This window comes from Bacillota bacterium, from assembly GCA_013177945.1.
Lineage (GTDB): Bacteria > Bacillota > DSM-12270 > Thermacetogeniales > Thermacetogeniaceae > Ch130.
The window spans coordinates 1-25,972 of record JABLXW010000041.1 but is presented as its reverse complement, the minus strand read 5'-3'; the positions used below and the strand labels follow the sequence as shown (position 1 = coordinate 25,972).

Annotated in this window: 23 protein-coding genes and 1 CRISPR repeat array; of the genes, 22 read left to right on the top strand and 1 reads right to left on the bottom strand. The window is 54.3% G+C overall.

The annotated features are described in order from the left end of the window. The coding region (locus tag HPY58_13955; protein ID NPV30718.1) for an RNA 2'-phosphotransferase at nt 1-108 on the bottom strand (108 nt) is incomplete at its 3' end. A gap of 750 nt (nt 109-858) precedes the next feature. On the opposite strand from HPY58_13955, the gene HPY58_13950 reads away from it, so the two are divergent. The 22 genes from HPY58_13950 to cas2 all read left to right on the top strand — a co-directional run bounded on the left by HPY58_13950 (nt 859) and on the right by cas2 (nt 23,009). Next, nucleotides 859-1,746, top strand: a complete 888-nt coding sequence (locus tag HPY58_13950) for a CRISPR-associated protein Csx14 (protein NPV30717.1) — start codon at nt 859-861, stop codon at nt 1,744-1,746. A 73-nt stretch (nt 1,747-1,819) separates the two neighbouring features. After that, nucleotides 1,820-2,716, top strand: a complete 897-nt coding sequence (locus tag HPY58_13945; protein NPV30716.1) for a DUF1887 family protein — start codon at nt 1,820-1,822, stop codon at nt 2,714-2,716. A gap of 6 nt (nt 2,717-2,722) precedes the next feature. After that, the gene (locus HPY58_13940; GenBank protein NPV30715.1) at nt 2,723-3,103 is read left to right on the top strand and encodes a hypothetical protein; all 381 of its coding nucleotides are present in this window, start codon (nt 2,723-2,725) and stop codon (nt 3,101-3,103) included. 152 nt (nt 3,104-3,255) lie between these two features. Further along, nucleotides 3,256-5,508: a type III-B CRISPR-associated protein Cas10/Cmr2 gene (gene cas10 / locus HPY58_13935; protein ID NPV30714.1), complete on the top strand. Its 2,253-nt coding sequence runs from the start codon at nt 3,256-3,258 to the stop codon at nt 5,506-5,508. After that, entirely contained in the window at nt 5,498-6,208 is a 711-nt protein-coding gene (locus tag HPY58_13930; GenBank protein NPV30713.1) for a hypothetical protein, read from the top strand. The genes cas10 and HPY58_13930 overlap by 11 nt, the downstream gene beginning before the upstream one ends. Next, a complete protein-coding gene (csx10, locus tag HPY58_13925; protein ID NPV30712.1) occupies nt 6,196-7,428 on the top strand; it encodes a CRISPR-associated RAMP protein Csx10 in 1,233 nt (410 codons plus the stop codon). The genes HPY58_13930 and csx10 overlap by 13 nt, the downstream gene beginning before the upstream one ends. Continuing rightward, the gene (locus tag HPY58_13920; protein ID NPV30711.1) at nt 7,425-7,937 is read left to right on the top strand and encodes a hypothetical protein; all 513 of its coding nucleotides are present in this window, start codon (nt 7,425-7,427) and stop codon (nt 7,935-7,937) included. The genes csx10 and HPY58_13920 overlap by 4 nt, the downstream gene beginning before the upstream one ends. After that, on the top strand, nt 7,927-8,784 hold the full coding sequence (locus tag HPY58_13915; protein ID NPV30710.1) for a CRISPR-associated RAMP protein: 858 nt from the start codon (nt 7,927-7,929) through the stop codon (nt 8,782-8,784). Before HPY58_13920 ends, HPY58_13915 begins: the two co-directional genes overlap by 11 nt. Beyond that, nucleotides 8,784-9,764 (top strand): CRISPR-associated protein, encoded by a 981-nt coding sequence (locus tag HPY58_13910; GenBank protein ID NPV30709.1) that lies wholly within the window; start codon nt 8,784-8,786, stop codon nt 9,762-9,764. The genes HPY58_13915 and HPY58_13910 overlap by 1 nt, the downstream gene beginning before the upstream one ends. A 515-nt stretch (nt 9,765-10,279) precedes the next feature. Continuing rightward, nucleotides 10,280-11,230: a hypothetical protein gene (locus tag HPY58_13905; protein NPV30708.1), complete on the top strand. Its 951-nt coding sequence runs from the start codon at nt 10,280-10,282 to the stop codon at nt 11,228-11,230. Next, nucleotides 11,190-11,732, top strand: coding sequence for a hypothetical protein (locus HPY58_13900; GenBank protein ID NPV30707.1), 543 nt, complete (start codon nt 11,190-11,192; stop codon nt 11,730-11,732). The genes HPY58_13905 and HPY58_13900 overlap by 41 nt, the downstream gene beginning before the upstream one ends. Before the next feature lie 17 nt (nt 11,733-11,749). Then, on the top strand, nt 11,750-12,148 hold the full coding sequence (locus tag HPY58_13895) for a hypothetical protein (GenBank protein ID NPV30706.1): 399 nt from the start codon (nt 11,750-11,752) through the stop codon (nt 12,146-12,148). A gap of 735 nt (nt 12,149-12,883) precedes the next feature. Continuing rightward, the gene (locus HPY58_13890; protein NPV30705.1) at nt 12,884-13,249 is read left to right on the top strand and encodes a hypothetical protein; all 366 of its coding nucleotides are present in this window, start codon (nt 12,884-12,886) and stop codon (nt 13,247-13,249) included. Between the two features lie 160 nt (nt 13,250-13,409). Further along, complete coding sequence (gene cas6 / locus HPY58_13885) at nt 13,410-14,156, top strand: CRISPR-associated endoribonuclease Cas6 (protein NPV30704.1); 747 nt, start codon at nt 13,410-13,412, stop codon at nt 14,154-14,156. Nucleotides 14,157-14,196: 40 nt separating this feature from the next. Further along, complete coding sequence (locus HPY58_13880) at nt 14,197-15,459, top strand: TIGR02221 family CRISPR-associated protein (GenBank protein ID NPV30703.1); 1,263 nt, start codon at nt 14,197-14,199, stop codon at nt 15,457-15,459. Between the two features lie 187 nt (nt 15,460-15,646). Next, nucleotides 15,647-17,170 (top strand): hypothetical protein, encoded by a 1,524-nt coding sequence (locus HPY58_13875; protein ID NPV30702.1) that lies wholly within the window; start codon nt 15,647-15,649, stop codon nt 17,168-17,170. Then, nucleotides 17,148-18,119: a type I-B CRISPR-associated protein Cas7/Cst2/DevR gene (gene cas7i, locus HPY58_13870; GenBank protein NPV30701.1), complete on the top strand. Its 972-nt coding sequence runs from the start codon at nt 17,148-17,150 to the stop codon at nt 18,117-18,119. The genes HPY58_13875 and cas7i overlap by 23 nt, the downstream gene beginning before the upstream one ends. Continuing rightward, nucleotides 18,116-18,874, top strand: a complete 759-nt coding sequence (gene cas5 / locus HPY58_13865) for a CRISPR-associated protein Cas5 (GenBank protein ID NPV30700.1) — start codon at nt 18,116-18,118, stop codon at nt 18,872-18,874. The genes cas7i and cas5 overlap by 4 nt, the downstream gene beginning before the upstream one ends. After that, complete coding sequence (gene cas3 / locus HPY58_13860) at nt 18,820-20,982, top strand: CRISPR-associated helicase Cas3' (GenBank protein NPV30699.1); 2,163 nt, start codon at nt 18,820-18,822, stop codon at nt 20,980-20,982. The genes cas5 and cas3 overlap by 55 nt, the downstream gene beginning before the upstream one ends. 226 nt (nt 20,983-21,208) lie before the next feature. Further along, nucleotides 21,209-21,724, top strand: coding sequence for a CRISPR-associated protein Cas4 (cas4, locus tag HPY58_13855; protein ID NPV30698.1), 516 nt, complete (start codon nt 21,209-21,211; stop codon nt 21,722-21,724). Between the two features lie 22 nt (nt 21,725-21,746). Further along, entirely contained in the window at nt 21,747-22,742 is a 996-nt protein-coding gene (cas1b, locus tag HPY58_13850; protein ID NPV30697.1) for a type I-B CRISPR-associated endonuclease Cas1, read from the top strand. 3 nt (nt 22,743-22,745) lie between these two features. Next, nucleotides 22,746-23,009, top strand: coding sequence for a CRISPR-associated endonuclease Cas2 (gene cas2, locus HPY58_13845; protein NPV30696.1), 264 nt, complete (start codon nt 22,746-22,748; stop codon nt 23,007-23,009). Between the two features lie 213 nt (nt 23,010-23,222). After that, a CRISPR array of direct repeats spans nt 23,223-25,972; the repeat unit is 30 nt; unit sequence GTTTCCAGCCTACCTACGAGGGATTGAAAC.

Genomic DNA, 25,972 nt, shown 5'->3' with positions numbered 1-25,972 from the left:
CAGTTGCCGGAGGTTCGCCCACCCTTCCCCGTCCAGTTCAAGGCCGTACTTCCACGGGGCATGCCTCAAGGCGTAGGAGATCTGTTTACTGAGCTTTTTGTAATCCACGGAAACCTTCCCCCTTCCGGAGATTTTCGGCAGCAGCAATCGAGTCTATTATAGCACTCCGCTTCTTCTGAGCAATCCCGCAAGCGGAAAAAGCAACCGCCCCAGTTTGCGTCTAATCAGCTGGGTTCAGCTTGCGCAGCCCCCGGTTTTGCCCGTTTAAGACTGCCATATCATGCCCCGTCATACTGTTGAATTTATTGCTCCGGTGTGCTGAGATATACTTCACAAAAATATTGCTGGGCAGAACTTCAAGGCCTACTGCAAAAGGAAAGCAGGCAGGCGGGAACTTGAAAGTTCGGGAAACTTGAAAATTTATGAAGAGTTAGCAGGAAATAGCCGACATGTGTCGAACAAGTATACCCTGAGTAGGATATTTGTCAGGATGTGGATGCCATTAGCCCGACAACTCCTCAAAGAACACTTCAAAGTATTAAAAGAATATTGAAAAAAGGGCCGGAAAAAATGCTTGCTGAAAGGATGGCCGCAAAAAGCAGGGATGCGAACAGGCAGGGGAAGAATTCCCTGCCTTTTTCTTTTCGCCTTTTTTCGACACTATTCGCATTAAGCTGCCACCTCTAGAAATTTTTTTACGCCACATCTTAAACCGTCCGCTGGTGACGGGACTCCCTGTGCTGTGCTTTTCGAAAGGGGTGCCGTTGCGGTGAACAGAGACGTGTCTGGTATTCCATTACTATTAAAAAGAGTAACCAGGAGCCTGGCCGTACCCTACCGGCCCGGGAGAAGATAAGCATGAGGGGCAATGCGGCTTTTAAGGGTGAGAACGCGGAGGTTCTGATTGCTACCCTCGGCGTGGAGCCCCAGGTGGTGACCATCACCCTCGACCGGCTTTTGGCTCATGGGCGCTTCATCGGCGAAGCCGCGGTGGTTTACACCCTGGGCCCCGGCGTGGGGGAGGCGCTGGCGGCAGTCGAGGCTGAGTTCGCGAAAGGCTTCTATCCGGGCGTGCAGTTGCGGAAAGCGCCCGTCGTTTCCGCCAGGGGGCCGGTCGTTGACTTCCGTAGTGAAGACGACCTGCGGGCGCTGCTGCGCACCCTGTACGTGGAGGTCCGGCGCGCCCGCCAGCACGGTGTTACGGTGCACCTGTGCATTTCGGGTGGCCGCAAGGTTATGGGAATTATGGGCATGGTAGTCGCCCAGCTGCTTTTCGGCCCTGAAGATTGCGTCTGGCACCTGGTCACCGAAGGCTGGCACCCGGGCGCAGAACGCCGGTTGCACCTATCGCCTGCGGACAGGGTCTGGCTGGTCCCGGTACCGGTGTTGCGCTGGGCCGAGGCCGGTACCCTTGTACGGACGGTGGCGGAGTTAGACGAGCCGGCGGAGGTGGTGGCCTGGTACGAGCGGCTAAGCCGTAATGCGCAGATGAAGCGGAAAAAGGAGTTCGTCCGTTACTGGCTCACCAGAGCCGAGCGTGAGGTGGTCCGGCTGGCGTGCCGGGGCCTTGACAACGCCAGTATCGCTAAAGCACTCGGCAAAAGCGAGCAGACCGTAGCCAACCAGCTCCGCAACGTTTACGAAAAGCTCAGGGAATGGCTCGACTACCCGGCGGGCAACGTGGACCGCAGCGTGCTGATCGCTGAATTTGCGCCCTATTTTGTTCTGGCGGAGGCGGAGGGGTGAGCCGCAAAGCGTCAGATTTGTCACCTGCTGGCGGAAAAGTGTCTGAAAGAAACTTAAGGAGGAAATAGATGCTGTGGATGGGACAATAATGATCTCTCTCATTGGTGAACAGCCGATACCGAACCTGCTGGCCGTGCTTTACGCGCAGCCCCAGCATGCGGTTCTGGTCTGCACAGAGCGCACCAAAGCAGTTAGTGAACGCTTGTGTTCGGTCCTCAAAGAGCGCGGTATTTCAGTTAAGGATAAGCCTGTTGATGTTGATCCTTATAATATGGCTAAGATCGAGAGCAAGCTTAAGTCGGTTGTTAGGGAAGAAAACTGGCCTCCGGATAAGATTATTTTTAACCTTACAGGCGGCACCAAGCCTATGGCGCTGGCGGCTTACCGCCTGGCGGAGCAGCTTTCCTGCCCGTTTCTTTACGTGCAGAGCGAGGGAAAGAAAAGCGTAGTATACCATTACCGGTTCTTAAAGCGCGGCCCGGAACTCGAAAAAGCAGACGAGGTTCCACCGGTGCTCGACATCGACCTTTACCTGAAAGCACATCTAGAAGGCTACACGGAAACCGACGAATTCAAGAACGAGTTTGAGCGAATGGTGCATGCGGTATTGCGGTCGGAACTTGACGAAGTAAAGAATTCGGTTAAACCGGTGCCAGAACTTGGCGGTCTAGAAATCGATCTCGTCCTTCGCTGCGGCAACCGCGTGGGAATTGCCGAAGTGAAAACCGGCAAGAAGGCTAGAAGTAAGGAAGGTATCGAGCAGATAATCACCGCCGCCGAGCAGCGCTTCCTGGGGACCTATACCGAAAAGTTTCTCATCTTAGACCGGGAATACGAACCGAACAACCGGCAGCTCGCTGATGCCCACCGGATCACAGTAATCGAACTTCCCTCGGCGCAAAGCGGAAAGTTGTCAGAAGAAGATAGAAGAAAGCTGGTCAATACGGTAAAGAGGGTATTAGGAGGGTAGAAGATCTTGATTCTCCTCAACTTTTCCCATCCCCTTACTGCGGAGCAGTTGCAGCAACTGGAAGAGCTTGCCGGAAAAAAGGTAGACCGGGTGATCGAAATCGACGCCCAGATCGATCCCCAGCAGCCCATAGTTCCTCAGGTTATAGCTATGGCCGACCGGGCCGGGCTTACGCCGCAGGAGTGGCAGACGCTGCCCTTACTAGTCAACCTGCCGTCTCTGAACTTCAGCGCGGTGACGCTCCTGGCCGAGCTGCACGGGCGTTGTGGCTACTTCCTGCCGGCGGTGCGCCTGCGCCCCGTACCAGGCTCCGTACCGCCCCGCTTCGAAGTGGCCGAGATCCTGAACCTGCAGACCATCCGCGAATGCGCCCGGGGCAGGCGATGAGGCGAGATTACGATTGCTTACAAGCTCAATACAGGCATCTGGCTGCTCAGTACGGTAAGACAAGGATGCCTTCATAGTTGGGCCACTGACAACCTTTTTAGTTGTGAGCAAAGTATGAAAGCTGATAAAGTGCGAGGAAGGTGACAAACAGCGTGGAAAAGAGAGCGAGCAAGTTAGCGTGGGGCATCGCTTATTGCTTAGCTTATGAACGGGGGCTTGCCCCTCCCGAATTAGAACGACTTAGGGAACTCGTAGAAGCCGACCATATGCCTCAAGGAACAGAAGGGGATGTTGTAGCGTCTATCGCCGAAGCCGCCCGTCTGATTGTGACACCTCAGGATGACCAGCAAGAACGGTTCCAAACGAAAGATGCGCTTCAACGCTGCCGCCTGGTGCAACTTAGTGAGCGGTTGAACTCACCCCGCGTTGCCGTGATCATGGGTGGGGCCACGAAAATAAAACAATATGTCTTCGAATCTGCCAAGCTGCCAGAAATTCGCGGCGCGAGTGGATTGCTGGACCGCATCAACCTCCGCGACATCCCTGCTCTTTTCGCCCAGGAACCGGACTGGCTCAAGCAACTACGCTGCAGGTCTGAGATTGATGAGGGAGAGATAGCGGAAGCTCAGCAGTTAGTAAAACAGGTCAGGGAATGGTTTTATGCTTGCTATGGTGTTGAACCACCAGATTGTAAGGAGTGCATCATCTATGCTAACGGCGGTGAGGTGTTCGCTTTTGCCCCGCTGAAGCTCGCCGCCTTTCTTGCCGAAGCTATTGAGTGCCTTTACACGAGGCAGACGCTGATTGCGAACAGCGTGGCGGTCTGGCGTTCCTGCTCACTGCTGGAGCTGCGGTTTGGGTTGCGCCCCCTCGAGTTCTGGGCGGATGACTTCGATGCTGTGGCGAACGAATCCTTGAAGGATTTGCTGCACGATTACTACGGTGAATCCTTCTTCTCCCGTTCCCGAAAAACTTTCGGCGAGGTCGCAGCAGGGCTGGCGCTGGAAAAATTACGTCGGCGAGAGGGCAATAGAGTAGACAATAGAGTTCCAAAGCCCGTACCTCATTTGGAGACCGTACCTTATGCAAGGCGTTGCCAAAGCTGCGAGCGGCGAAACGCGGTTGTGAAACGCCGTTTTGAGGGAGAAGAGGTAGGCGAGTGGTTGTGCGAGCCTTGTGCTCGGAAAAGAGTCTTCGGACAGCGAGCAAAGAAAGAAAGTCCCAAGCAAACCGGCTGGTTCAAAGATGCCGGATTCAGCTGGGAACCGCTGGAAGCGAAGGCGTGGTCAGGCACCTTTGATGAATGGCTGGAGGAGCATTCTGTGCTAAAGCAAGCCTATTATGCCGATGCCAGGCGAGCGCAAGCTCCCGACGACCTTGATGACATTGCAAAGGCCTCTGAGCCGGAAGACTTCATCGGTGTTATTTATGCAGATGGTAATAACATGGGGGCACTCCTGGAAGAGCTGAAAACTCCTGCCGACTACCAGGAATTTGCCGAAGCTGTCTATCAGGAGACGATGAATGCAACCTTCACCGCTCTGGCAACGCATTTGCGTCCACGCCGTTTGCACCCAAAGAAAGATCGGTGGCTGCATACCTTCGAGGTCCTGAGCATCGGCGGCGATGATGTGTTTTTGATCGTTCCAGCCCATGTTGCCTTACCAGTCGCCATTACCATTGCTCAAGAAGCGGAAAAGGCGTTGAGCAGGTATCCCATTACTCAACAAACCAAGGACTATCAATGGCGACGGGTGCATCGGATTCAAATGCAGAACGAAAGAGGGCCGGCCGTACAGTCAAAAGTCAGCCTTTCGGCCGGAGTTGTTATCGCCGAGCAGCACACCCCTATCTTTTTCCTAAGGCAACTGGTGGAAGAGCTGCTAAAATCGGCAAAGGCGAAAGCAAAGCGGCTGCGTGACGAGGATTATTACGGAGCGACGATAGACTTCCTTGTGCTCAAATCCACTGGAATGATCGCTACGAACATCCGTGATTTTCGTGGAAGGGTACTAAAACGCAACAACTTGCACTTAACAGCTAAGCCCTACACAGTGCCAGAGCTTCGCGCTTTGCTTGATGCAGTGAAGGCGCTTAAGCGAGCGGATTTTCCAAGGTCCCAGCTTTACAGGCTCCGCGAACAGCTTGAAAAGGGGTGGCTGGCGTCCGTAGTGGAGTACTTTTATTTTCAAGCCCGTCTGCGCCATTCTGAAGAGGTGCGTAAAGCCCTAGAAGGGGTGTGGACCGGCACCGAACAGCATGGGTGGCCAGGCAACATCGGCCTTTGGATGCGCCGGGAAAATGACGAACCGGATAAGTATGAGTATAAGTTCGAGACCGTGCTTGGTGATTTGGTGGAGATTTATGATTTTGTTCCAGAGAGGGGGTTGCAGGGTGTCGGGTAAGTCGGTAAACGTTAGCATTGCTTTGGTCTTCCAGACTCCTCCCAGCGTTGCAGCAGCGGGTGCATTAAGCAGCATTGCCGACCGTGTAGTTGAGCGGAACGCAAAAGGGCAGTTTATTATCCCTGGCTCGCAGGTAAAAGGGAAGTTGCGTCATGCGTGTGAGCAACTTTTGCGTGGCATGGGAAAGAGCATCTGTGAGCCACCCCGCGCCGAGACGATGTGTCCCAACGTACCGGGCATTGACTCACCATGCACGCTTTGCCGTATCTTCGGAAGCCCTGCCTATCCTAGCCTGCTGCGCTTTCACGATTTGGTTTTGGACATGGACGGCGTGGAACTGGGTTGCGAGCCGCCTGTTCCCTCTTTTCGCGCCATGATCGGCATGAACAGGCGACGGGCCACGGTTGCTGAAAGACGGCTTTTCCTGGTGGAGACGGCGCCCTACTTTCCGGGGTTGCGCTTTTTCAACGCCGAGGCCATCAGCGGCACCCTTGACAGCGAGGCGCAAGTTAAGCTGCTTCTGGCGGGTCTGAAACTCATCCCCGCCTGGGGTGGAATGAAGTCGCGGGGCCTGGGTTGGATAATACGGCGGGAAGAAGAAGGGCGCATTAGATTCGGTGTGGAAGCATCGGCGGTTTTCGACGGGAAACCGGTAGAAATGACCGATTGGCGGGAGGTGAGGCGTTTGTGGAGCGATTAAGGGTTGAGATTGAGGCAGAGTCGCCGCTCTGCTTCAGTGAACGGCGTCCTGCAGGGCAGTTCCGAGAAAGCATGCATTATGTTCCCGGTTCGGTGCTGCGGGGCGCTGTGGCCGATTTGATGCTGAGGGATAACCTGGAAGGCAGTGCCGAATTCAAAGCGCTTTTTAACAGCAGTCACCCTGCGGTTTTCACTAACGCTTACCCCGCGCCTTACGTGTTCCCGGCGACAGCGGTGTCGTGCAAAGTTGAAGGCGGCCTGCGCGGCGAGGGGAAACACGGAGTTATAGACACCCTGATAGAGCAGCTCTGTTTCGAGGCGCTAAAACCGGCAGGGTTGCTGTATCTGCCTAAGTGCGGCTACTTTCTATCTGCCGGGAGGCGCTGCGGCGCCAGGATGGAACGGCACTCCGGGTTCTATTACCGTGACGGAGACGCTTTTCGCCCCGGGAAAGTTACCCAGCGGTTGCTTACACGCGTGGCCATTAACCGCTGCAGGGCCGTTGCTGAGGATGAACTGTTATACTCGCCCATTGTCATCAGTGAAGGTAGTTATGACAGCGACGGCAAATACCGCCCCGCGATTTTTCTGGCGATCATCACAACGACTGCTCACGCGGATCTGCTTTCTCAATACCTCAGGCAAATCAGGCATTTGGGCAGCGGTATCTCGCGCGGCCTGGGGCAGGTGCGCTTGAAACCGGAAAAAATGACTGTGGATGATAACGAGCATCTTGAGCAGATCCGGCAGCGGAGACAGAAATTAAACGATGCTATTAGGGAATTTTGGAGCCTGTTAAAGGGACTGCCGGGTTGTGGCCAGCCTAAGCACAACCCCGATAACGGTACTTACTTCACCATTAACCTATACTCAGACGCCGTGTTGAAAGAAGACGGCTGGCTGCCAACGATGGTGTTGAGCGAGCGGATGCTTCAACGCCTGTGTAAGGTACACGACGACTCGCTCCAGCTTGTTCGCGCTTACAGCAGCTATGACTACCGCGGTGGTTGGAACGTGGCGTGGGGACTGCCGAAGGATGTGGATGTTGTGGCGTCAAGGGGGAGCGTGTTTCTCTTCTGGACGAAGCATCCTGAGCAGTGGGATAAGGCACTGCTTGACATGGAGCGATGGGGCATCGGAGAGAGAACGGCGGAAGGGTTTGGGCAGGTGCGCGTATGTGATGAATTTCATGTCTTGGCAAGGAGGGAACATCCGGTATGAGTGGTCGCAAGGAGGCAAAGGAAATAAGGGAATTGCGCACGCGTTTGGTGTTGGAGCGGGCGATTAATCGGCGGTTGGATAAACTGTTACGGGCTGCCGGGCGGCAAGTCTGTTTGCTGCAGGGGGACAAGACGATGCGGGAGAACCAGATCCGCAACGTCTTGGATGTGGCCATGTCTAATCCAGGCATCGACGTGGTAACGAACTTTATTCGTTATCAGATGGGGCGCAGCGGGGGGAACCAGGCGTGGTTGTACAACAACTTCGGGCAGAAAGTTGTAGAGGATATTGAAAAGGGTGTGGTTCCCGGAATTGCCGCCGAGGTGGCAGATGAGGTGCATCAGGAGGTGCAGGAGGTGGATCGGGATGAAGTCATGCATGAAGCTCGCCTGCGCCTGGTGCGTCTTTACTTAGGTTACCTGAACCGATGGTTCTACTATGGCTCAAAAACGCAACGTTGGGACGATATTGCGGAGGCAACGAAGGAGGCAGATAGCAATGTTCGATAGATTCCGGAGCCGCCTCGAACTATCCGGCTGGCTTACTGCTGAGACCGCCTTCCGCATCGGTGCAGGGCGTTCGACAGAAGTAGTCGGTACCGATCTGCCGGTGGTGCGGGATGCTCTTGGCAGGCCTTACATTCCCGGCTCCAGCTTCAAAGGCGTGCTGCGTTCGCGGCTGGAAAGCCTGGTGCGGGCAGTCAGCAATAATCGTAAGGTTGTGTGCAATCCTGCAGAGAGCGAGGAATGGTGCATCACCGCACAAGACATGCAGGAATTTAAGGAGAGGGTGCGCGAGGTCGATGCACGCCAGCGTGACGAAGTCTTAACAGAGCGCATTATAAGCGAGAGCTGTCTGCTTTGCCTCACCTTCGGCTCACCGTGGCTGGCATCCAAAGTATTGGTGCGCGATTTACTGGTGGACGAAAGCCTGTGGTTTGGCCAGTTTCAGATCCGGGACGGCGTCGCGATTGACAGAGATACCGAAACGGCGGCTGAAGGCAAGCTCTACGACTATGAAGTTGTTCCGGCAGGCACCCGCTTTGGTGTCCGATTGCTCATGGAGAACGGCGAGCCGTGGCAGTGGGGGATGCTCTTTATTGGACTGAAAGAATTTGAGCACGGTTACGTTCCTATTGGCGGCAGCAAAAGCCGCGGTTTAGGTTGGGTCAGGCTGAACTGGGAGGAGCGTAAGCTGTTTTTACTTGACGGTGAAGAAGGTGAGGCCCGCCTCGAGAAACTCATTCGCTTTCTGGACGGTGAGGGGTTTGAGGATGTGGGCGATCAGATGGTGAGGACGTGGATTGAGGCCTTCAAGAAGAAACTTGCAAAGGCAGCAGGGCAGGTGATGGTCTGATGTTCAAGCAGCTTTACAACGAAGCGACATTAACGTTGCGCATCGAGCCGGAGGGCCCCATGCTTATCAAAGCCGGCGAGGGCGGCGCCGACCCGACCCGACCCGACATGGAGTTCGTGCGGACGATCTATCAGGGCAGGGAAACTATCTATCTGCCTGGCAGCAGTTTGAAAGGTGTCATCCGGGCGCACTGTGAAAGGCTTGCCCGCACCGTACAGCCTGATGATGTAGCCGGGGAACTCTCCAAGCGGCGGTTGAGCTGCGATCCTCTCCACGAGAAGATTTCCTGCAGCCAGCAGTGGGAGAAGGAAAAGGAAGATCTGGCAGGCAAGGCAGAAGAAATTTACCGCCGTTCCTGTTTTGTTTGTCGCTTGTTCGGAAATACAAGGCTTGCCAGTCGTATGCGGGTGACCGATGCCTATCCAGATGACCCCGAGAGGGTAAAGACTGAGGAGCGTAACGGTGTCGCCATCGACCGGGTATTTGGTTCGGTTGCCGTTGGGCCCTTCAACTACGAGGTGGCGACCTCAGGAACATTTACCTGTCGGATTCAGGTGCGCAACTTCACCATCGCTCAGCTTGGGCTGCTGGCTTTAGCGCTACGGGATTTTGAGATGCAACGCGTTGGTGTAGGTTTTGCCAAGTCGCGAGGGCTAGGCATGGTAAAAGCGTGCGTTACAGAGGTTGCCTTCCGCTATCCTGCTTGTACGCTGAAGGAAACGCTAACGTTGCCGGGCAGCAACAAACCGGGCACTCCGCCCACTCAACTGGCAGGCGCGGGAAAGTTTATACCGGGTGAGAGTTACGGGCTGGACGACGGCGATAGTATTGCCCTGCCTGATGGTGTGGTGTTGACTGCTGACGATTGGGGCGAGCCGTATGTGACGCTCACAGACGATGCTCAGATAAAGGCGCTCTGGCGCGAGTGCGTAAAGGCATGGCGGCAGGTTGTTGAGCAGGTGGTGGGCGGAAGATGGTGACGACCAGGCAGGGAGTTGTGCTCCGACATCCGAGGCTGAGCTACGCTGAGGTAGCTAAGTTGCTGGTGGAGCGAGTCTCTAATGCCCAGAAGGCATGGTATCTTGTCACCCGCGTCACGGAGACTGCCTTTGGAAGCTTCGACAGTTCGGTGGCGCCAACGCTGGTAGTCGAGTGGACGCAGGGAAGTGTTTTCTGTGCTACCTGTGAGGTCCGCTGGAAGCGGCCATCAGACAGCGAGCATAACGATGTACTCGTGCTGTGCGAAGACGCGACACTGCAATTGGAAGGCTTCCAACAGATCGGTGTTAAATGGCAGGTTGCTCCGCCGGGCGAACGTGCGATGTTCATGGCTTGGGGAAGGCCTGACCGGATGGCTCCGCATCTCCGTATGGAGAGCCGCCTGCCGCGGCGTTTGTGCTATCCTGCAGAGTGTAAAGAAGGACGGCTGCTCTGTCTTTACTATTGCACCTCATCAGGGGAGGTACAATTCCTTCGATTAAAGGGGGTGAGATAGATGGCTTTTCGCGGTCCCCAAGAACCAAAACCGTATGACTTTGTCCCCTTACCCGACCGGGTGGAGCGGGTGAAACCTGCCGGGCATGACAGCTTGAAACGGGGGCTGTTGAGCGGTGTCATCATGGGTGAACTGGTGGCGCTCACCCCGGTACACGTGGCCTCCGGAAGTATCGAACTGACCGGTAGTGGCCGCATTCCGCTGGTCAAAGCCCATTTCCGCATAGGCGGCAAAATCGCTATTCCAGGCTCTTCGCTGAAGGGCGCGGTGCGCAGTGTGGTGGAAGCAATCACCCGCTCTTGCGTACGGGTGCAGTCTCGGACTCTACGAGACAGGATACCGCGCGAGTTTGAGCCGTGCAAAAGTAATGACGAGAATGCCTTGCTTTGCCCGGCTTGCCGCCTGTTCGGGGCGATGGGCTATCAGGGGCAAGTAAGGTTTGTTGACGCATTGTTAATTCAGGGAAAGTTGACCACTATACTTACCCCGTCTTTGTTCGCTCCGCGTACCCATGCCCGCGTTTATTACGACCGTAGCGGGACAGTGATAGGGCGCAAGTTTTACTTTCACGGGCAACCCGCCAAAGGCAATGTGCCTTTGGAAGTATGCGAAGCCGGGAGCCGTTTTCGGCTGCGTGTGGACTTTACCAACCTAACAGGACCGGAGTTGGGTGTATTGCTGACAGCTTTGGGTCAAGGCAACCCACCTTTCGTCCTCAAGCTGGGCGGTGCCAAGCCTGCCTGTTGTGGTTCAATAGAGGTTAGGATAGAATCCGTGGAAACGCGGGATATTGCCTCCGATGCCTTAGCTTTCGACAGTTCGGTGAGCAAGGCTGACCGTAACGACTTAGTTGCCGAAGCAAAAAGTTTGTTAGTAAGCCCCAATCTGGAACGATTGCATGACATTTTCTGTGAAGATAGACAGCGTTCCTGCCCTTCCCAAAGTTATTGAAGCTAATGGCAAGTTGAGGTCAGAGGGCATGGAGTTGCTGAATGTCATATTGGCAGCCATTTGCAACTGGTTGAAAAATCGTTCAAGCGAAAGAATCCGAATCTGGAAAGACGGTGTAGCAGAATACCGCCATGCGCGCAGATGGCTGTGGAGGGCACGTTTAGCTTCGTCTGAAGATGAACGCCAAGATGCGCTAGAAGAAGCAAGGATAGCGATCCGCCAGGCAATCAGGATCGGTATGCCTGATTCAAAGGAATGGTTTGAAGTTGCTAGCTTAGCCGAAGAGCTGGAGGAACTTCATTATGCCGCCATGGCTTATCAGAAAGCGGCATGCAGTCGCTCTCCTGTGTCTGTAGAAGCAACTGTTCGCCTTGCGGCACTGCGGGCGAAGGAGGGACGAAAGGGCGAAGCAAAGAGAATAGTTTCTAGGGCACTCAAATTGAATCCCCATCACCAGGAAGCAAGGGAGCTTGCACAGGAGCTTAGCCGAGAAGAGATTTAATAAAATCTCGATGGGGGGTGATTGATATTAACGACGCAATGTGGCGAGTTGCTGACGTCGTTGCGCGCGAACTGGTCGAGCGTGACTGTGACCCAAACGAGGTGCAGAAGGCCTTCGTATATCTGCGCACCCATAAGGATGGGGAGCGTTTCTTTCGCTTCTTAAACATGCTGGTGCAGCATGGACGGTTTCTGGTGCGCAGCAGCCGGACGTTGGACTATTACAAAGTGATGCTGGAAGTTTGCCGCCGGCACTTAACCGGGTATCGGTCTGACGCTGCGGCAATGCAGCAAGTGCTGGGATGGGCGGTGCGGTTGATGCGTTTCTACATAGCACAGCAGGTGCACGAAATACATGAGGCTCCAATGCCGCGCCGACAACCACCTCAGCAGAGACAGCAGCGACGGCGGCGTTGAACGGGAGGGATACCATGGGCGTCTTCCATTTCATGGGCGTGGGGCGCTCGCCCGGGGCAGTCACAGCGACAATTTCGTATCTGGCAGACCGCTACGAACGTTGGAATGATACCGACGCAGCGTTCTTTGCCACCGTCGGGTGAATTCGCCCAACAGGGCAAGCGCGGTGATGTTCAAGCTCTTGTGTTTTTCACCACCCGCGAAGTGATCGAAGGGTGAGAAAACGGTCTCTGCCGGGAGTACATTGAGAATCCTGCTGGTCAAACACGCGGCACGGTAAAGTGGGGAGATCCGATGCCTAAAGTGCTGAAGCGAGTGCTGCTGGATGACTTAAGGCGGGTAGCAAGGGGTAGGAACGAGGTGCCGCTCTACTGGTGTGAGATCAACCGCACGGACCCGCAGGTCACTTTTGAGCGCGTTGCACGAGTCATGCACGCCTCCAAGCCGCCAGGGGAAGTAGGTAAGAAATCTGGATTAACCTGACGGGCGGGACCAATGTCCTCACCTTGCCCTTCAGCTTCCTGCTGCGCTGCTGGGCGGCCCTGCCTGTCTATACTATCTTCTCTCCGACGACGATCGGTGCCTGCACCATACCACGCCGAAGCGTGACCTTGGTACGGAACGCGACCGCTTCTGGGTGGACATCCCCGTTATTTACCTGCGGTTGGATGACCGAGCTCGCGCTATTCTGGAAGTGTTAGAGGAAGCAGGCCGGCCCTACGCGATGAGGATTTGTTGTCGCGACTCAAGAACCATTCCATTTTCTGGACAGAGTTTCAGGCGCTTGACTTGAGCGAGTTCCGTCGGGACTATCTGTTGCCGATGGCAGGTCAACAACTGCTCAGCCGCGTAGACGAGCACACGGTCACGGTCGGACAGCAATGGGCAGTGCTTAAACGGTACTATTGGACCATCGCGGACCTGCGCCGCCCTGACAGTGAGGCGGAAATGAATCTACGTGCTTTAGCGAAAAATCAAGACTGGTTTCGTGAAGATGTAATTACCTTGGAGCTAATCTCCACGCTGCGAGGTGCGGATGATATCAGCTTGGTTTTCACTTCTCGGTCTGTTTTTGCGGTTCATTGTTTTCCGCCATCGTGATCACAGAAACCGATAAGATTGTCATCACCAAGGACTGCGAGAGGCCGGACAAGCAGGACTGTAATAGCAGGCAATTGGCTGCAATTCCGCCGAAGACCGACACGAGTGAGCGGCTCTTAATGGTTACTCCCTTAAAAATTTGTCACAGGAGGTATTACCTGTGCAGCTTACTATCTTCTTCAGTGCCCCGGGGCCGGTGGCCGTTCCCGTTCAGTACGGCCATTTGCTCCAGGGGCTGATCTATCGCTATATGGATAATCCGGTGCTCAGGAGCTATCTGCACGAGCAGGGCTTTGCCCTGGAGAAGCGCCGCTTTAAGCTCTTTACCTTTTCGCGGCTCTTGGGGCGTGATGTGCGTTACGACCAGGCGGCCGGCCGGCTGGTGCTCACCCCACCGCTGCGCTTAGTTGTCTGTTCCCCCATCCCCTTCATTCTCCAGGAACTCGGTACCGGTTTTCTCCGTAAGGGGCAGGTGCGGCTCGGAGATGCCCAGTTGGAGGTGAAAGAGTTCGCAACTGCAGCCCCTCGGGTGAGACAAGATACCCTTCAGGTGCGGATGCTGTCGCCGGTGGTCGTTTACAGTACCCTTTCCGGCGCTGACGGGCGGAAGTTTACGTATTACTATTCGCCCTTTGAGCCGCGCTTCACCGAACTGGTGGCAAGTAACCTGGCGAAAAAACACCTTCTGGTCTACGGGCGCCCGGCACGAGCGGATGGGTTCACCATCCGGCCGGTGCGGGTAGAAGACCGGGACCTGAAGGTAACCCGTTACAAAGAAACCGTCGTCAAAGGCTGGATGGGCGAATACGAGCTTTCCGGCGACCCGGCGCTCTTGCAGGTTGCCCTCGACGCCGGCCTGGGGGCAAAAAACTCCCAGGGCTACGGCTGCTGCACCCCGGCGGAATAGCTCCGCTAACCTGCTGCGTCAAGAGGAGGGAGATGGTCCGATGCTTATAGTGCTTAGCACCATCGGTCCCACCACGTACAAGGAGATTGAATATTGTTGGGCACCCCACGGGCAGGAACCCCGGACCTATCGCACGGCCCTTTTCCCCTTGGCTGTAAACGTTTTATTCCAACCGGAGAAATTCCTACTCATGGTCACACCCGAGGCCCAGGCCCACGAAAACTACCATGAGATGGAGCGTACACTTGGCGAACGTTTACAACCGGTGCCTATACCCCTGGGCAGGACCGAGGAGGAACTCTGGCAGATCTTCGACATTGTATCTGATGCCGTCCCGGAGGGAGCGGGGGTTATTTTCGACGTGACGCACGCCTTTCGTTCCCTCCCGTTCGTGATTTTTGGCGTCATCAATTATCTCAGACGGACCAGGGGAATCCGCCTGGAGCGCATCATCTATGGAGCGTACGAGGCTAGAGAGACCGGACCGGACGGGGTGTCGCGCGCCCCTGTCTTCGATCTGACCATGCTGGTGGATCTGCATGAATGGCTACAGGCGGTAGAGGCCTTTACCGTTCGCAGTGAGGGGGAAAGACTGGCGGATTTGCTGGCGGAGGCGCACCGCCGACCATGGCTTTCTGGTGAGCGGGGTGAAGGCGAACTGCCGCGCCAGCTCCAGAGGATGGCGAGATGTATTAAGGAGTTTTCTCAGTCCGTGCGGTTATTGCGGCCTTTGGAAGCGCTGGATGCAGCGGCCAGAGCGCAAACCCTTGCACGGCAGGTGGAGCAGGAAGCAGCGCGCTGGGCGAAGCCCTTCAGGCACGTTCTTTCTCGCCTTACCGACGAGCTTTCGCCTCTGACAGCAGATGATGCACGGGCACTTGACGAGGAGGGGCTCCGGTGTCAACTGTCGCTCATCAGGCACTACATTGAAAAGGATCTTATCGTTCAGGCCGTGCTTATGGAACGCGAATGGCTGGTTAACTGGCTGGCCTGGCGTGCGGGGTTTGGTAAGTGGCTGAACCGGATGGTCCGGGAAGAACTGGAGCGTGCACTGGGGCTTGCGGTACAGAGTTTGAAAAAAGATAAGGTAACCGAGGCTTCTGTTCCTTCGTGGTATGATCTCCTGCCAGAAGCGCGTGAAGTGACCGAACTTTGGGAACAGTTGACTAATCTGCGCAATGATGTGGCCCATTGCGCCATGAACGATTGCCCGGCATCTCCGGAAAGCGTAATTGGTAGGGCAAAGCAAATGGTTCAGGAGTTAGAACAGCTGTTAACAGATGGTTGTCAGGGTGCGTTCTAGTATAAAAGCCGAGAATCACACCAAAATCCACAGCTTCTCTATAGTAATCGGCTACCACTAAGAATATTAGTGCCATATCTCGGCAGGAACTCCGTTATCTGCTAAGGTATGGAGTGGCAGGCTGCTGCTTTTCATTACGTGTGAGGATGGATACTTGGCAGTAACGATTAGCGAAGGAGGTGACTTAATGGCTGGTAGGAATATTTCCAGGAAGCAACCGGAAATTCAGGTTCAACTTGATCAGGAGCATCCTACAGGGAATTTCTGGGTAGACAACGGTTTGGTAGCTTTGTGCGATTTGGTGGGCGAAGGAACCTATCCGGTTGATAAAATCCTGGAAGAGGTCCAGCAGCGTCTATTGCAGAAGACGGGCAACGTAGGCGAATACCTCGACGAGAATACAGGGGAATTGAGGGAGTATGAGAAGGTAAATTGGGTTTACCCTACCAATCTTTTTATCAAGGTTTCAGGCAACGCGCCTAAAAAGAAGTTCAGCGGCAAAGAGTATCCCATTCACCCTCCTTGCTTCGAGCTGGGCCTCCGGTTCAGCAAAAATCAGAAATACTGCGATGTTTGCGGGGACCTTGCTCCTGTAACCGATGCCAAAATGTGGATGTTCCCTTTTATTGTCGATCCTGGGAAATTCGGCAATTTTTATTCCAGGGGAAAACGGGGTATCAATTTATGTCCACGATGCGCCGTGGCAGGGGCAGCAGGATATCTAAACTGGCTTTGGGTGGCCCAAGGAAGGGACGCGCTGCATTTCTTCCTCTTCCACAGCGATTTAGACGAAATAACCCGTCTCCGGCGGGAAGTATTGCACCCTTTAAGCTTATTAAGAGAAAGCAGAGGGGGCAATATTGGGCTTCCTTTCTCCGGCCCTTACCTGCACGAGACAACTTTAGGTTTGCTGCTGGAACTCTTTTCCCACGTGCGGCGCTCGGAACACCTTTCTGAAGAAGGAAGAAAATTGCTGGCCTCCCTTCTGGGGGCGGAGGATTCTTTGCCTCCAGCTCCTCTCACCCTGTATGCAATTACGGGAAAGCCAGGACAGGCATTTAACATGCAAGTCTTCCGCGAGTTTTCCCATCTCCACGCGCTTTATCGCCTTTACGAAGCCTGGATAAAGGCATTGGGGGGCGACAACCCGCAGCGTACTCTGACGAATGTCTTCCGCCAGTTTCAGACGAGGGAGGGGAACCAGTACAACACTTTGTGGCGGGAAAAGATAGCCTGGGCCGTGCTGGAATTTAGTGATCCCTTACCCTACGTGGAGGCCTTTCTGTTTGACGCCCGGGCCAAAGAGAAGAATCCGTTCCCTCTGTCCTGGGGGACGGAACCTGTATTAGACCATTATGCCAAGGAGGTATTGAATGTGGATGAGAATCTGCTAAGGGTGCTGGGTGGCTTTGGCCACAGCCTCGGGACTGCGGCCCACGAAAAAAATGAGATGGGGCTCCTCTATGGGCTGCGGAATGCCAAGAACCTGGAGGAATTCTTACGTGTTTTAAATGACATCCAGTTTCGGCTTGAGCTGACTGTGCCCGAAAAGCTGCTGGAGATAGGGCAGGGAGAGCGCGTCGCTGGCAGCCCGTGGGTGCGGGTTAAAACTATGCTTTCCATATATGCCATGAACAACTATCTCCGGGCCGAGAAAGGCCCTAAACCTGAACAAGGAGGAAGTGCCAATGAGCAATCTGCAGGCGAGTAAAGCTGTTGCCCTGGGTTATTTGATGAAGGTATCGGCGGGCAACATCAATGCTTCGCACACAGAAGGTAATGTGATGGTGGCGAAGAAGGTCACCCTGCCCGACGGCAGCTCTGTCCCCTATTTTTCCGGACAGGCACAGCGGAGGATGCTGCGCGACCGGATGGAAGAGCTGGGTTTTACCTTGTCGGAGACCTCGGCTCTGGTTAGCGGGCAAGAGGTTACCCCGCCTGTTCGCCCGTGGGAGTTTATAGACGAGGACCTGTTCGGGTATCTGGACCCCTCCGGTGGCCGTCGCCGGACTTCCCCCGTGCGGGTTTCAGCAGCTGTAGGTCTTTTCCCCTTCCAGGGTGACCGGGACCTGGGGACCCGCTCCTTCGAGCGCTTTGGTCAAACTATGGAGGCGGGGGGCAACATGTTCGAGACCGAGCTCTACGCCAATTTGTTTAAAGGAAATATGCTGGTGGAACTGGACAGGATAGGGATATTCAGTGACCTGGAGGTAGGGAAGCAAAAGGAAGTACCTGAAGGGGCAGAAAAGATAGAGAAAAACGGCCGCCAGTTCTATATCCTTTCCGCAGCGGAGAGGCAGCGCCGCCTCCAGGCCCTTCTTGAGGCCTTGGGCCTCCTCTGGGGTGGGGGGCGAACGGCCCGGATGCTCAGCGACCTTTCGCCGCGTTTCCTCGCCTACGCACGGCTGAAGGTAAAGCATCCGGTTTTCTTAGAGGCTTTACAGGCTCGTTTTGTTGAGGGTTCTTTTTACCTCAACCCTGACCCGTTGCTGGGTGCTTTGGAGAAGTTCAAAAACTATCAGGAAACAGTTATATTCGGGCTGGAAAGCGGATTTTTCGGCAATGAGGCGGAAATTCGGCAACAACTTCAGGATTACGGTCCTGTGTACACCGTCCATGGGGCGATAGCTAAGGCCAAGGAGGATTTAGGAAAGCTATGAACGTCCTCTGGGTAAAGGTGGCTGCGCCCGTAGCCTCCTTTCGCCGGCCGCTGGACCATAACTACCAGCGGACGTTACTTTTACCGCCTCCCACTACGCTTTTGGGCCTGGCAGGGGCGGCCCTTGGCCTCTCTGAAGGGGAACTCTGGCACAAGGGTCCTCCCTTACAGGGGCTGCTCGTTGCGGCCCTCGCTCTGCAAAAGCCTGGTGGTGCCCGGGACATGTGGACAGTAATGAAGATCAAAAACAATAAAATCACGGAACGTTCTCCCTATTTTCGCGAACTCCTTTTCTTTGCTCGCTACATGTTGCTTTATGGTGGCCCGACTGACCTGCTAGAGGCTTTGCAGGCTGCCTTTACAGACCCTGTATACCCTCTATCCTTAGGGCGCGAAGATGAATTAATTATTCTGGAAGATATGGGCCTGGAAAGGGCAGTTGCAGGGGAAGCCCGCTTTTTTGGCACCGTTATTCCAGGGGATCTCCGGCAGCTTGATTTTCGCTGGTTACCCCGGCCAGGGATTATTTTCGAGCCTCCAGTTGTAGAAGTTTTGCCTTTGGGTTTCGAACTTGACCAAAGGGGGATGCGTCATCCAGTAGGGGCCACGCCCTTTACTTTCCTCCCCTTTGATTTAGAAGTCGAAGTCCCCGGGCAGAAAGAGGTTTTTACCCTGGAGGCGCTGGAAGGGAGGAGCTTTACGTGGATGAATTCACCCTCCTTGGCAAACCGGATGTCCCCCTCCTGGTCCACCTGAGGGAGGTGACGGAACAGGGGAGAATACTGGCCCAGCGTTTGGGTCTTACTCCTGAGTTAAAGAAAAGAGCGGTCCTCGCGTGTGCTTTCCATGATTTAGGTAAAGCGACTCATAGTTTTCAGGCTCATGTCCGGGGGCGGAGGGGCAAGGCCTATCCCCATGCTCTGGCCTCTCTGCCCTTTGTGCTCGTTGCGGAGTTGCGTGCTTTTAAAATGCAGCCCCTTGCGGCAGCGGCTGTGGTTAGCCACCATTCTCCCTTAGGGCCGGAAGTTTATAAGGGATACTGCGGCCCGGATTATCACGGCGAGCTGTCTGCCTTTCTCGAGTCCCTGTGGGAATACTTGAGAGAAGTAGGGCTGGAAGAAGTCTTACCGTTCTTAGAGGAATGCCTCCTCTTTTACCATCGGGGAGAGTCTCCTGCTGCCCTGCTGGACGCAAGCCTACCTCTCGAGTCAACGAGAAAGAGCCTGCGAGGGGTATTTAAGGAACTTCCACCAAAGGACTTCGCCGACGTAAAAGCAGTTCTTCACCTTGCCGACTGGCTGGCATCTTCGAAAGAGCAGCAGGCTGCCGCTCTCTTTTTGCAGCAAGGCAAAGAAGCTGTCTCCGCATTTATCAGGGGAAAGGCCATCAGCCTGCGAACTTTTCAACAAAAGGCGGGTGAAGACCAGGGAACCAGGCTTTTGCTTCGGGCGCCTACGGGCACAGGTAAAACTGAGGCTTTGCTTCTCTGGGCAGGGGATACGGAGCGCCTTCTTTATCTTCTTCCTACCCAGGCGACCGCCAATGCCATGTGGCGCCGCTTGCGTAAAATCTATGGCGAGGAAAAAGTAGGCCTGGCTCACGGCAAGGCGGGGTATATCCTGCGCAAGGAGTCGGAGGAGAATCCTCTGGACCTGCGCCTCTTCGCTTCGGTGTTCGCTAAACCTGTAGTGGTCGGAACTCTGGACCAGTATCTATTGGCTCACCTCCACGGGCGGCACTGGGAGGAACGGCGGGCCCTTGCCCGCAGGGCCACGGTCGTGTTAGACGAGATTCATAGCTACGATCCCTATACCCTAGGTCTCCTTTTGGAAGCCTTAGCTAAGGAACCGCCGGCCCGTCTGGCATTGGCCAGCGCTACATTGCCCCAGATTTTAATGGAGCTCTTTGGTTCCGGGCCCCTCTTGGAGGCGGAAGGCCCTCTTTGGGAGCGCCGGCGCCATCGGCTTCACCTGCGTTCGGAGGCGTTAGATGATGCCCTGGAAGAAATTTTATCTTCCGCCGGGCAAGGGAAGACCGTTCTTGTCATAGCCAACACGGTAAGGCGGGCCCAGGAGATTTATCAAGCACTGCGGGAACGCGGCGGCAAACGGGTGCACCTGCTCCATTCCCGCTTTGCCTTCCGGGACCGCCAGAAGAAGGAAGAGCAACTCGAACAGGCAGAACCGGGAACTATTCTCGTGGCCACCCAAATTGTGGAAGTAAGCCTGGATATTTCTTACGATTCCCTCTTTACCGAGGTGGCCCCTGTGGATGCTTTAGTGCAGCGTATGGGACGAGTTAATAGAAGGGGGACAAACTCTGCAGCACCGGTTTTCGTATTTCAGCAATGGGACGAGGGCTCAGAAAAAATATATGGCAAGGAAATTCTAACCTGGAGCTGGGACCTTTTAAATGAATTGCCTGCGCTGCCGAGCGATAGGGATTGGGTTGCTGTTACCAATCGCCTTTATGAGGAATTAGCTTCTACCCGTTCCTACCGGCAAGATATGGAAGAAGGGCGCAAAACACTGCGCGAGGTGCAAGAAATATTAGGCTGCTACACAATAGATCTTTCGGACGAAGAGATGCGGGCCAAATTCACCACCCGCCGCGGGCAGCTTTCCCTTGAGGTTTTGCCTGGAGACCTGAAAGATGAGGCTTTTGAATTCATGGAAAGAAACGAGCGTTGGCGGATTGTGGAACTGCTGGTGCCTGTTCCGATCTATTGGCTGGCAGCTTTTTCTGAATGGTTCTCTCCTCTGCCCGATTTAGGATGTTTTCTTACAGAGCTTCCCTATAGTAAAGAAATAGGTCTGGCGCCGCCCGGTAAAGAGGAAGCCCCTTCGGGTATGGAGATGTGGTAAGGCCGGGTTATTTGCCATGTTGAGGAACGCTTCTACTTGATAACCTTAGGACAAAGGTATGAGGGTACAGAAGATGGCAGACCAAACGCCGGGTTATCCTGGTGATAGTGAGCAAGGTGGGTCCTCAAGAGACCAAGAAGAGGAAGAGGAGGTTCTGCGGGAAGCCCACAGCTGCCCAAGTTTCTCGTGTGGGCGTAACCAAGGAATGGAAGAACAGAGCTCTCTTATGGCAGGTCGGCCCGTCCATGTGCCCCCGGTTGTGGGGAGTTTAGTCAACGCCTATGTGATATGCCGTAGGAAGGCCTGGCTCATGTACAGGCAGATATCCCCGGATGAAGACAACGTGTTTTTACATATGGGGCGGCTTATCCAGGGCCAGAGCTATGGCCGCGAGCGCAAAGAAGTGCGCCTGGAACATTTGAGCCTTGACCTTATCCGGAGGGACGATGAGAACCTGATAGTGGCGGAAGTCAAAAAGTCGTCCCGGGCCCGGGCGGCTGCGCGGATGCAGCTTGCCTTTTATCTCTACGAACTGCGGGAGATGGGGATCGAGGCCAAGGGCGAATTGCTCTTTCCCGAAGAGCGACGGCGGGAGCGGATGGTCCTGGACGAAAGCCTGGCGCAGCAGGTGGAACACCTGAAAGAGAGCGTCCTGATGCTGGTTTTGCAGGAACAAGCTCCGCCGCCAGAAAGGACTTCTTTTTGCAATAAGTGCGCCTATACTGAATTTTGCTGGGCATAAAAAACGGCCAGGGGGGACTACTTTGCAGAAAACGTTATATCTTTTCGCGAGCGGCCGGCTCCGGCGCAAAGACAATACTATCTGCGTAGAGAGCGACGAGGGAACAAAGTACTTTCCGGTCGTGAGTCTGCGGGATATCTTCGTTTTTGGCGAAGTTGACCTGAACAAGAAGCTGCTCGAGTTTATGGAGGAGAACGAGATTATTCTCCACTTTTTCGGCTACTACGGCAACTACGTGGGAAGCTTCTACCCGCGGGAGCATTACAACTCCGGGTACGTAATTCTGCGGCAGGCGGAGCACTACCTGGACCCCGCGCGCCGCCTGGAGCTGGCCCGGAAGTTCGTGGACGGCGCGCTGGCCAACATCTTGCAAGTTTTGCGCTATTACCAGAACCGGGGCAAAGAACTGGCCCCCTATGTCGAGTCGATTACCCGCCTTGCAGAGGAAAGCCTACCCGCCTGCGGCAGCGTGGAAGAGCTGATGGCCGTTGAGGGGAACGCCCGTGGCTACTATTACGAGAGCTTTAACACCATCCTGGAGGGATTGCCTTTTACCATTACCGGGCGGAGCAAGCGCCCTCCTGCCGACCCCTTAAATGCTCTTATAAGCTTTGGCAACTCCCTGGTCTACGCCAAGGTCCTGACAGAAATCTACAAAACACATCTCGACCCCCGGATCGGCTACCTGCACGCCACCAATTTCCGGCGGTTCACCCTCAACCTTGACGTGGCGGAAATCTTTAAACCCATCCTCGCCGACCGCGTGCTTTTTAACCTCGTGGGGAAGAAAATGGTGGGGCTTGAGGACTTCGAACGCCGTGGCGGCGCCTATCTCCTGAAAGAACGGGGCCGGCGCCTCTACGTTCAAGAGCTGGAAGAAAAGCTTCAGACCACCTTCCACCATCGGCGTCTCAGACGCAACGTAAGCTACCAGACCCTCCTGCGCCTGGAGCTTTATAAGGTGGAAAAGCACCTTATGGGCGAACAACCCTATGAACCCTTCGTCAGTCGGTGGTAGCATATGTACGTTATTCTCGTCTACGACGTTAACGTATCCCGCGTGGGCAAGGTACTGAAAACCGCCCGCCGGTATCTTACCTGGGTGCAGAACTCGGTGCTCGAAGGCGAACTTACCGAAGCCACCTTTCGCGCCCTGCGAAGCGACCTTGCCCGAGTTATCGACACAAAGGAGGATTCCGTGCTTTTTTATATTTTGGGAAACGAAAAGTACACCAGAAGAGAACTTATGGGCATCCAGAAGGGCGGTGAAAGCTGGTTCTTCTGAGCGGCAACCTGCCTTCGTAGGTTTTTGCCCTCCGCCGGCAGGAAAATTGTCGTCGATGTCCAATAATGCAAAAAAGCCCGGAGATCGACGACAACCTGCCGGGGGACAAAACCCGCACCCGGCGCGGCAGGGACGGCTTTCGGCCCGACGAGATGCAAGGACAAGGGAGCGCACGGCGGCAAGGGGAATCCTTAATCTATGCGCCCCAAATAGGTTTCCAGCCTACCTACGAGGGATTGAAACAAGCTACCTAACAACGTAATCAATGCACTTCCTAATGTTTCCAGCCTACCTACGAGGGATTGAAACGCGGTATTTGATGACATTGCAGTATCATACACAGGAGTTTCCAGCCTACCTACGAGGGATTGAAACGGATTTATGGCAGAGGTCGGCACTGGCAAATAGCATAGGTTTCCAGCCTACCTACGAGGGATTGAAACTGTACTGCATGAGTAGCCAAAAGTTTGACTTATGAGTTTCCAGCCTACCTACGAGGGATTGAAACGCTATGAACGTGAAATCCTCCTCCTGCTGGCACACAGGTTTCCAGCCTACCTACGAGGGATTGAAACGTAATACTAATTTTATCTACAGTAACAGTACAACTCGTTTCCAGCCTACCTACGAGGGATTGAAACTCTATCATCCTGTCGTCTTGGGAAACCAGAATAACGGTTTCCAGCCTACCTACGAGGGATTGAAACTCTGATAATCCTTTGAAACGTCTTTATAACGTTATAGTTTCCAGCCTACCTACGAGGGATTGAAACGGCAAAGACCATCTGAACAAGCGACCAGGGTGGTGTAGTTTCCAGCCTACCTACGAGGGATTGAAACGCTGGTGTGGTATCGGCGGTGGTTAGTTCTATTTCTGTTTCCAGCCTACCTACGAGGGATTGAAACAGTATGTTGATTAGGAGTGGGGAGAAGTGATAGCACGTTTCCAGCCTACCTACGAGGGATTGAAACTCTGGCGGTGGTATCATACGAAGATTAAGGGTACCTGTTTCCAGCCTACCTACGAGGGATTGAAACGCCTTCTCCCGGAAGGCGGCCTGGCGGTACTTGCTGGTTTCCAGCCTACCTACGAGGGATTGAAACGCGACGTTTTTGTTGACCTCCAGCCTCGGTGCGATATGTTTCCAGCCTACCTACGAGGGATTGAAACCTGGCCCAGCACCTCCTCTAACGGGCTGGGACCTTTGTTTCCAGCCTACCTACGAGGGATTGAAACAACAGCTTCAATAAAACGTATGCCCCGGTCAAGAGGCGTTTCCAGCCTACCTACGAGGGATTGAAACTGAAAGAATGGGCTACTCTAGCCTTTCTCATCAAGCTGTTTCCAGCCTACCTACGAGGGATTGAAACGCATTACTTTGATGTCGCCTTCGTAGTTGAAGTTGAGTTTCCAGCCTACCTACGAGGGATTGAAACGCTATCCGTATCGGACGGCGTATTGTCGTTCCGAAGGTTTCCAGCCTACCTACGAGGGATTGAAACCTACGCAGTCACCCACTTTAAAGGGCGGCCATTCTTCGTTTCCAGCCTACCTACGAGGGATTGAAACTGGCCTTGCCGGGGATAGACACCAGCGCCCTAGAAGTTTCCAGCCTACCTACGAGGGATTGAAACAGCGGTACAAACATCGCGCTGGGCTTCTGGCGCGAGTTTCCAGCCTACCTACGAGGGATTGAAACAGCATAATGAACCGCAATCCTTAGAGCCGCCTCGTTGTTTCCAGCCTACCTACGAGGGATTGAAACGCAGATACCGAAACCTATAACTATAACTATAACTATGTTTCCAGCCTACCTACGAGGGATTGAAACTATTTCACCCAAATCACCCGCCGAGCTTCTTCCTTCGTTTCCAGCCTACCTACGAGGGATTGAAACGTAGACCTCCTGGGCCGTGGTAACGGGTCGAAGCGGGTTTCCAGCCTACCTACGAGGGATTGAAACGGGCAATAGTAATCCTGTTGATGCCTTCTTTGCCCAGTTTCCAGCCTACCTACGAGGGATTGAAACGTATATCCATGTAAACACTCTCATAACAAGAAAACGTTTCCAGCCTACCTACGAGGGATTGAAACGTATTTCTACATAGTCCACGACGGCACAGGTAACCAAGTTTCCAGCCTACCTACGAGGGATTGAAACCCTGTTACTAAGTCACGAGTGAAGGTTCTGTTCAGGGTTTCCAGCCTACCTACGAGGGATTGAAACTCTCTTCGTCAATCTCTTCAGGTTCGTGAGAATGGAGTTTCCAGCCTACCTACGAGGGATTGAAACCTTCTTTCTTGTTGCCCGCCCGAATAGGAAAATTAGGTTTCCAGCCTACCTACGAGGGATTGAAACAAAAACATCAAGCATACATTGATACCTCAATTTCCGTTTCCAGCCTACCTACGAGGGATTGAAACGGGAAGAAGGGAGGTCATAGGTGGTTATGGGAACGATTGGTTTCCAGCCTACCTACGAGGGATTGAAACGAGTTGAGGACAGAACTGAGGGAACTGATTGACGAGGGTTTCCAGCCTACCTACGAGGGATTGAAACGTCGTTTTTTAGGCTGGTCTCGTGATCGGCCAAGTTTGTTTCCAGCCTACCTACGAGGGATTGAAACTCGATGAACAATTGGCCATAGGTGCCAAGTATCGTCGTTTCCAGCCTACCTACGAGGGATTGAAACTTTTTCTACAGAAAAAGCTATTAACCGCTCCGGTGTAGTTTCCAGCCTACCTACGAGGGATTGAAACATTGGTATGATGGTAAATACCATGGGGGCTGTGCTGGGTTTCCAGCCTACCTACGAGGGATTGAAACCTAATGATTACCCACCTTCCCTAAATGGATTCAACTCCTGTTTCCAGCCTACCTACGAGGGATTGAAACTTCTTAATATCTTTAGCATCTCTTTCTGCTATTTGCGTTTCCAGCCTACCTACGAGGGATTGAAAC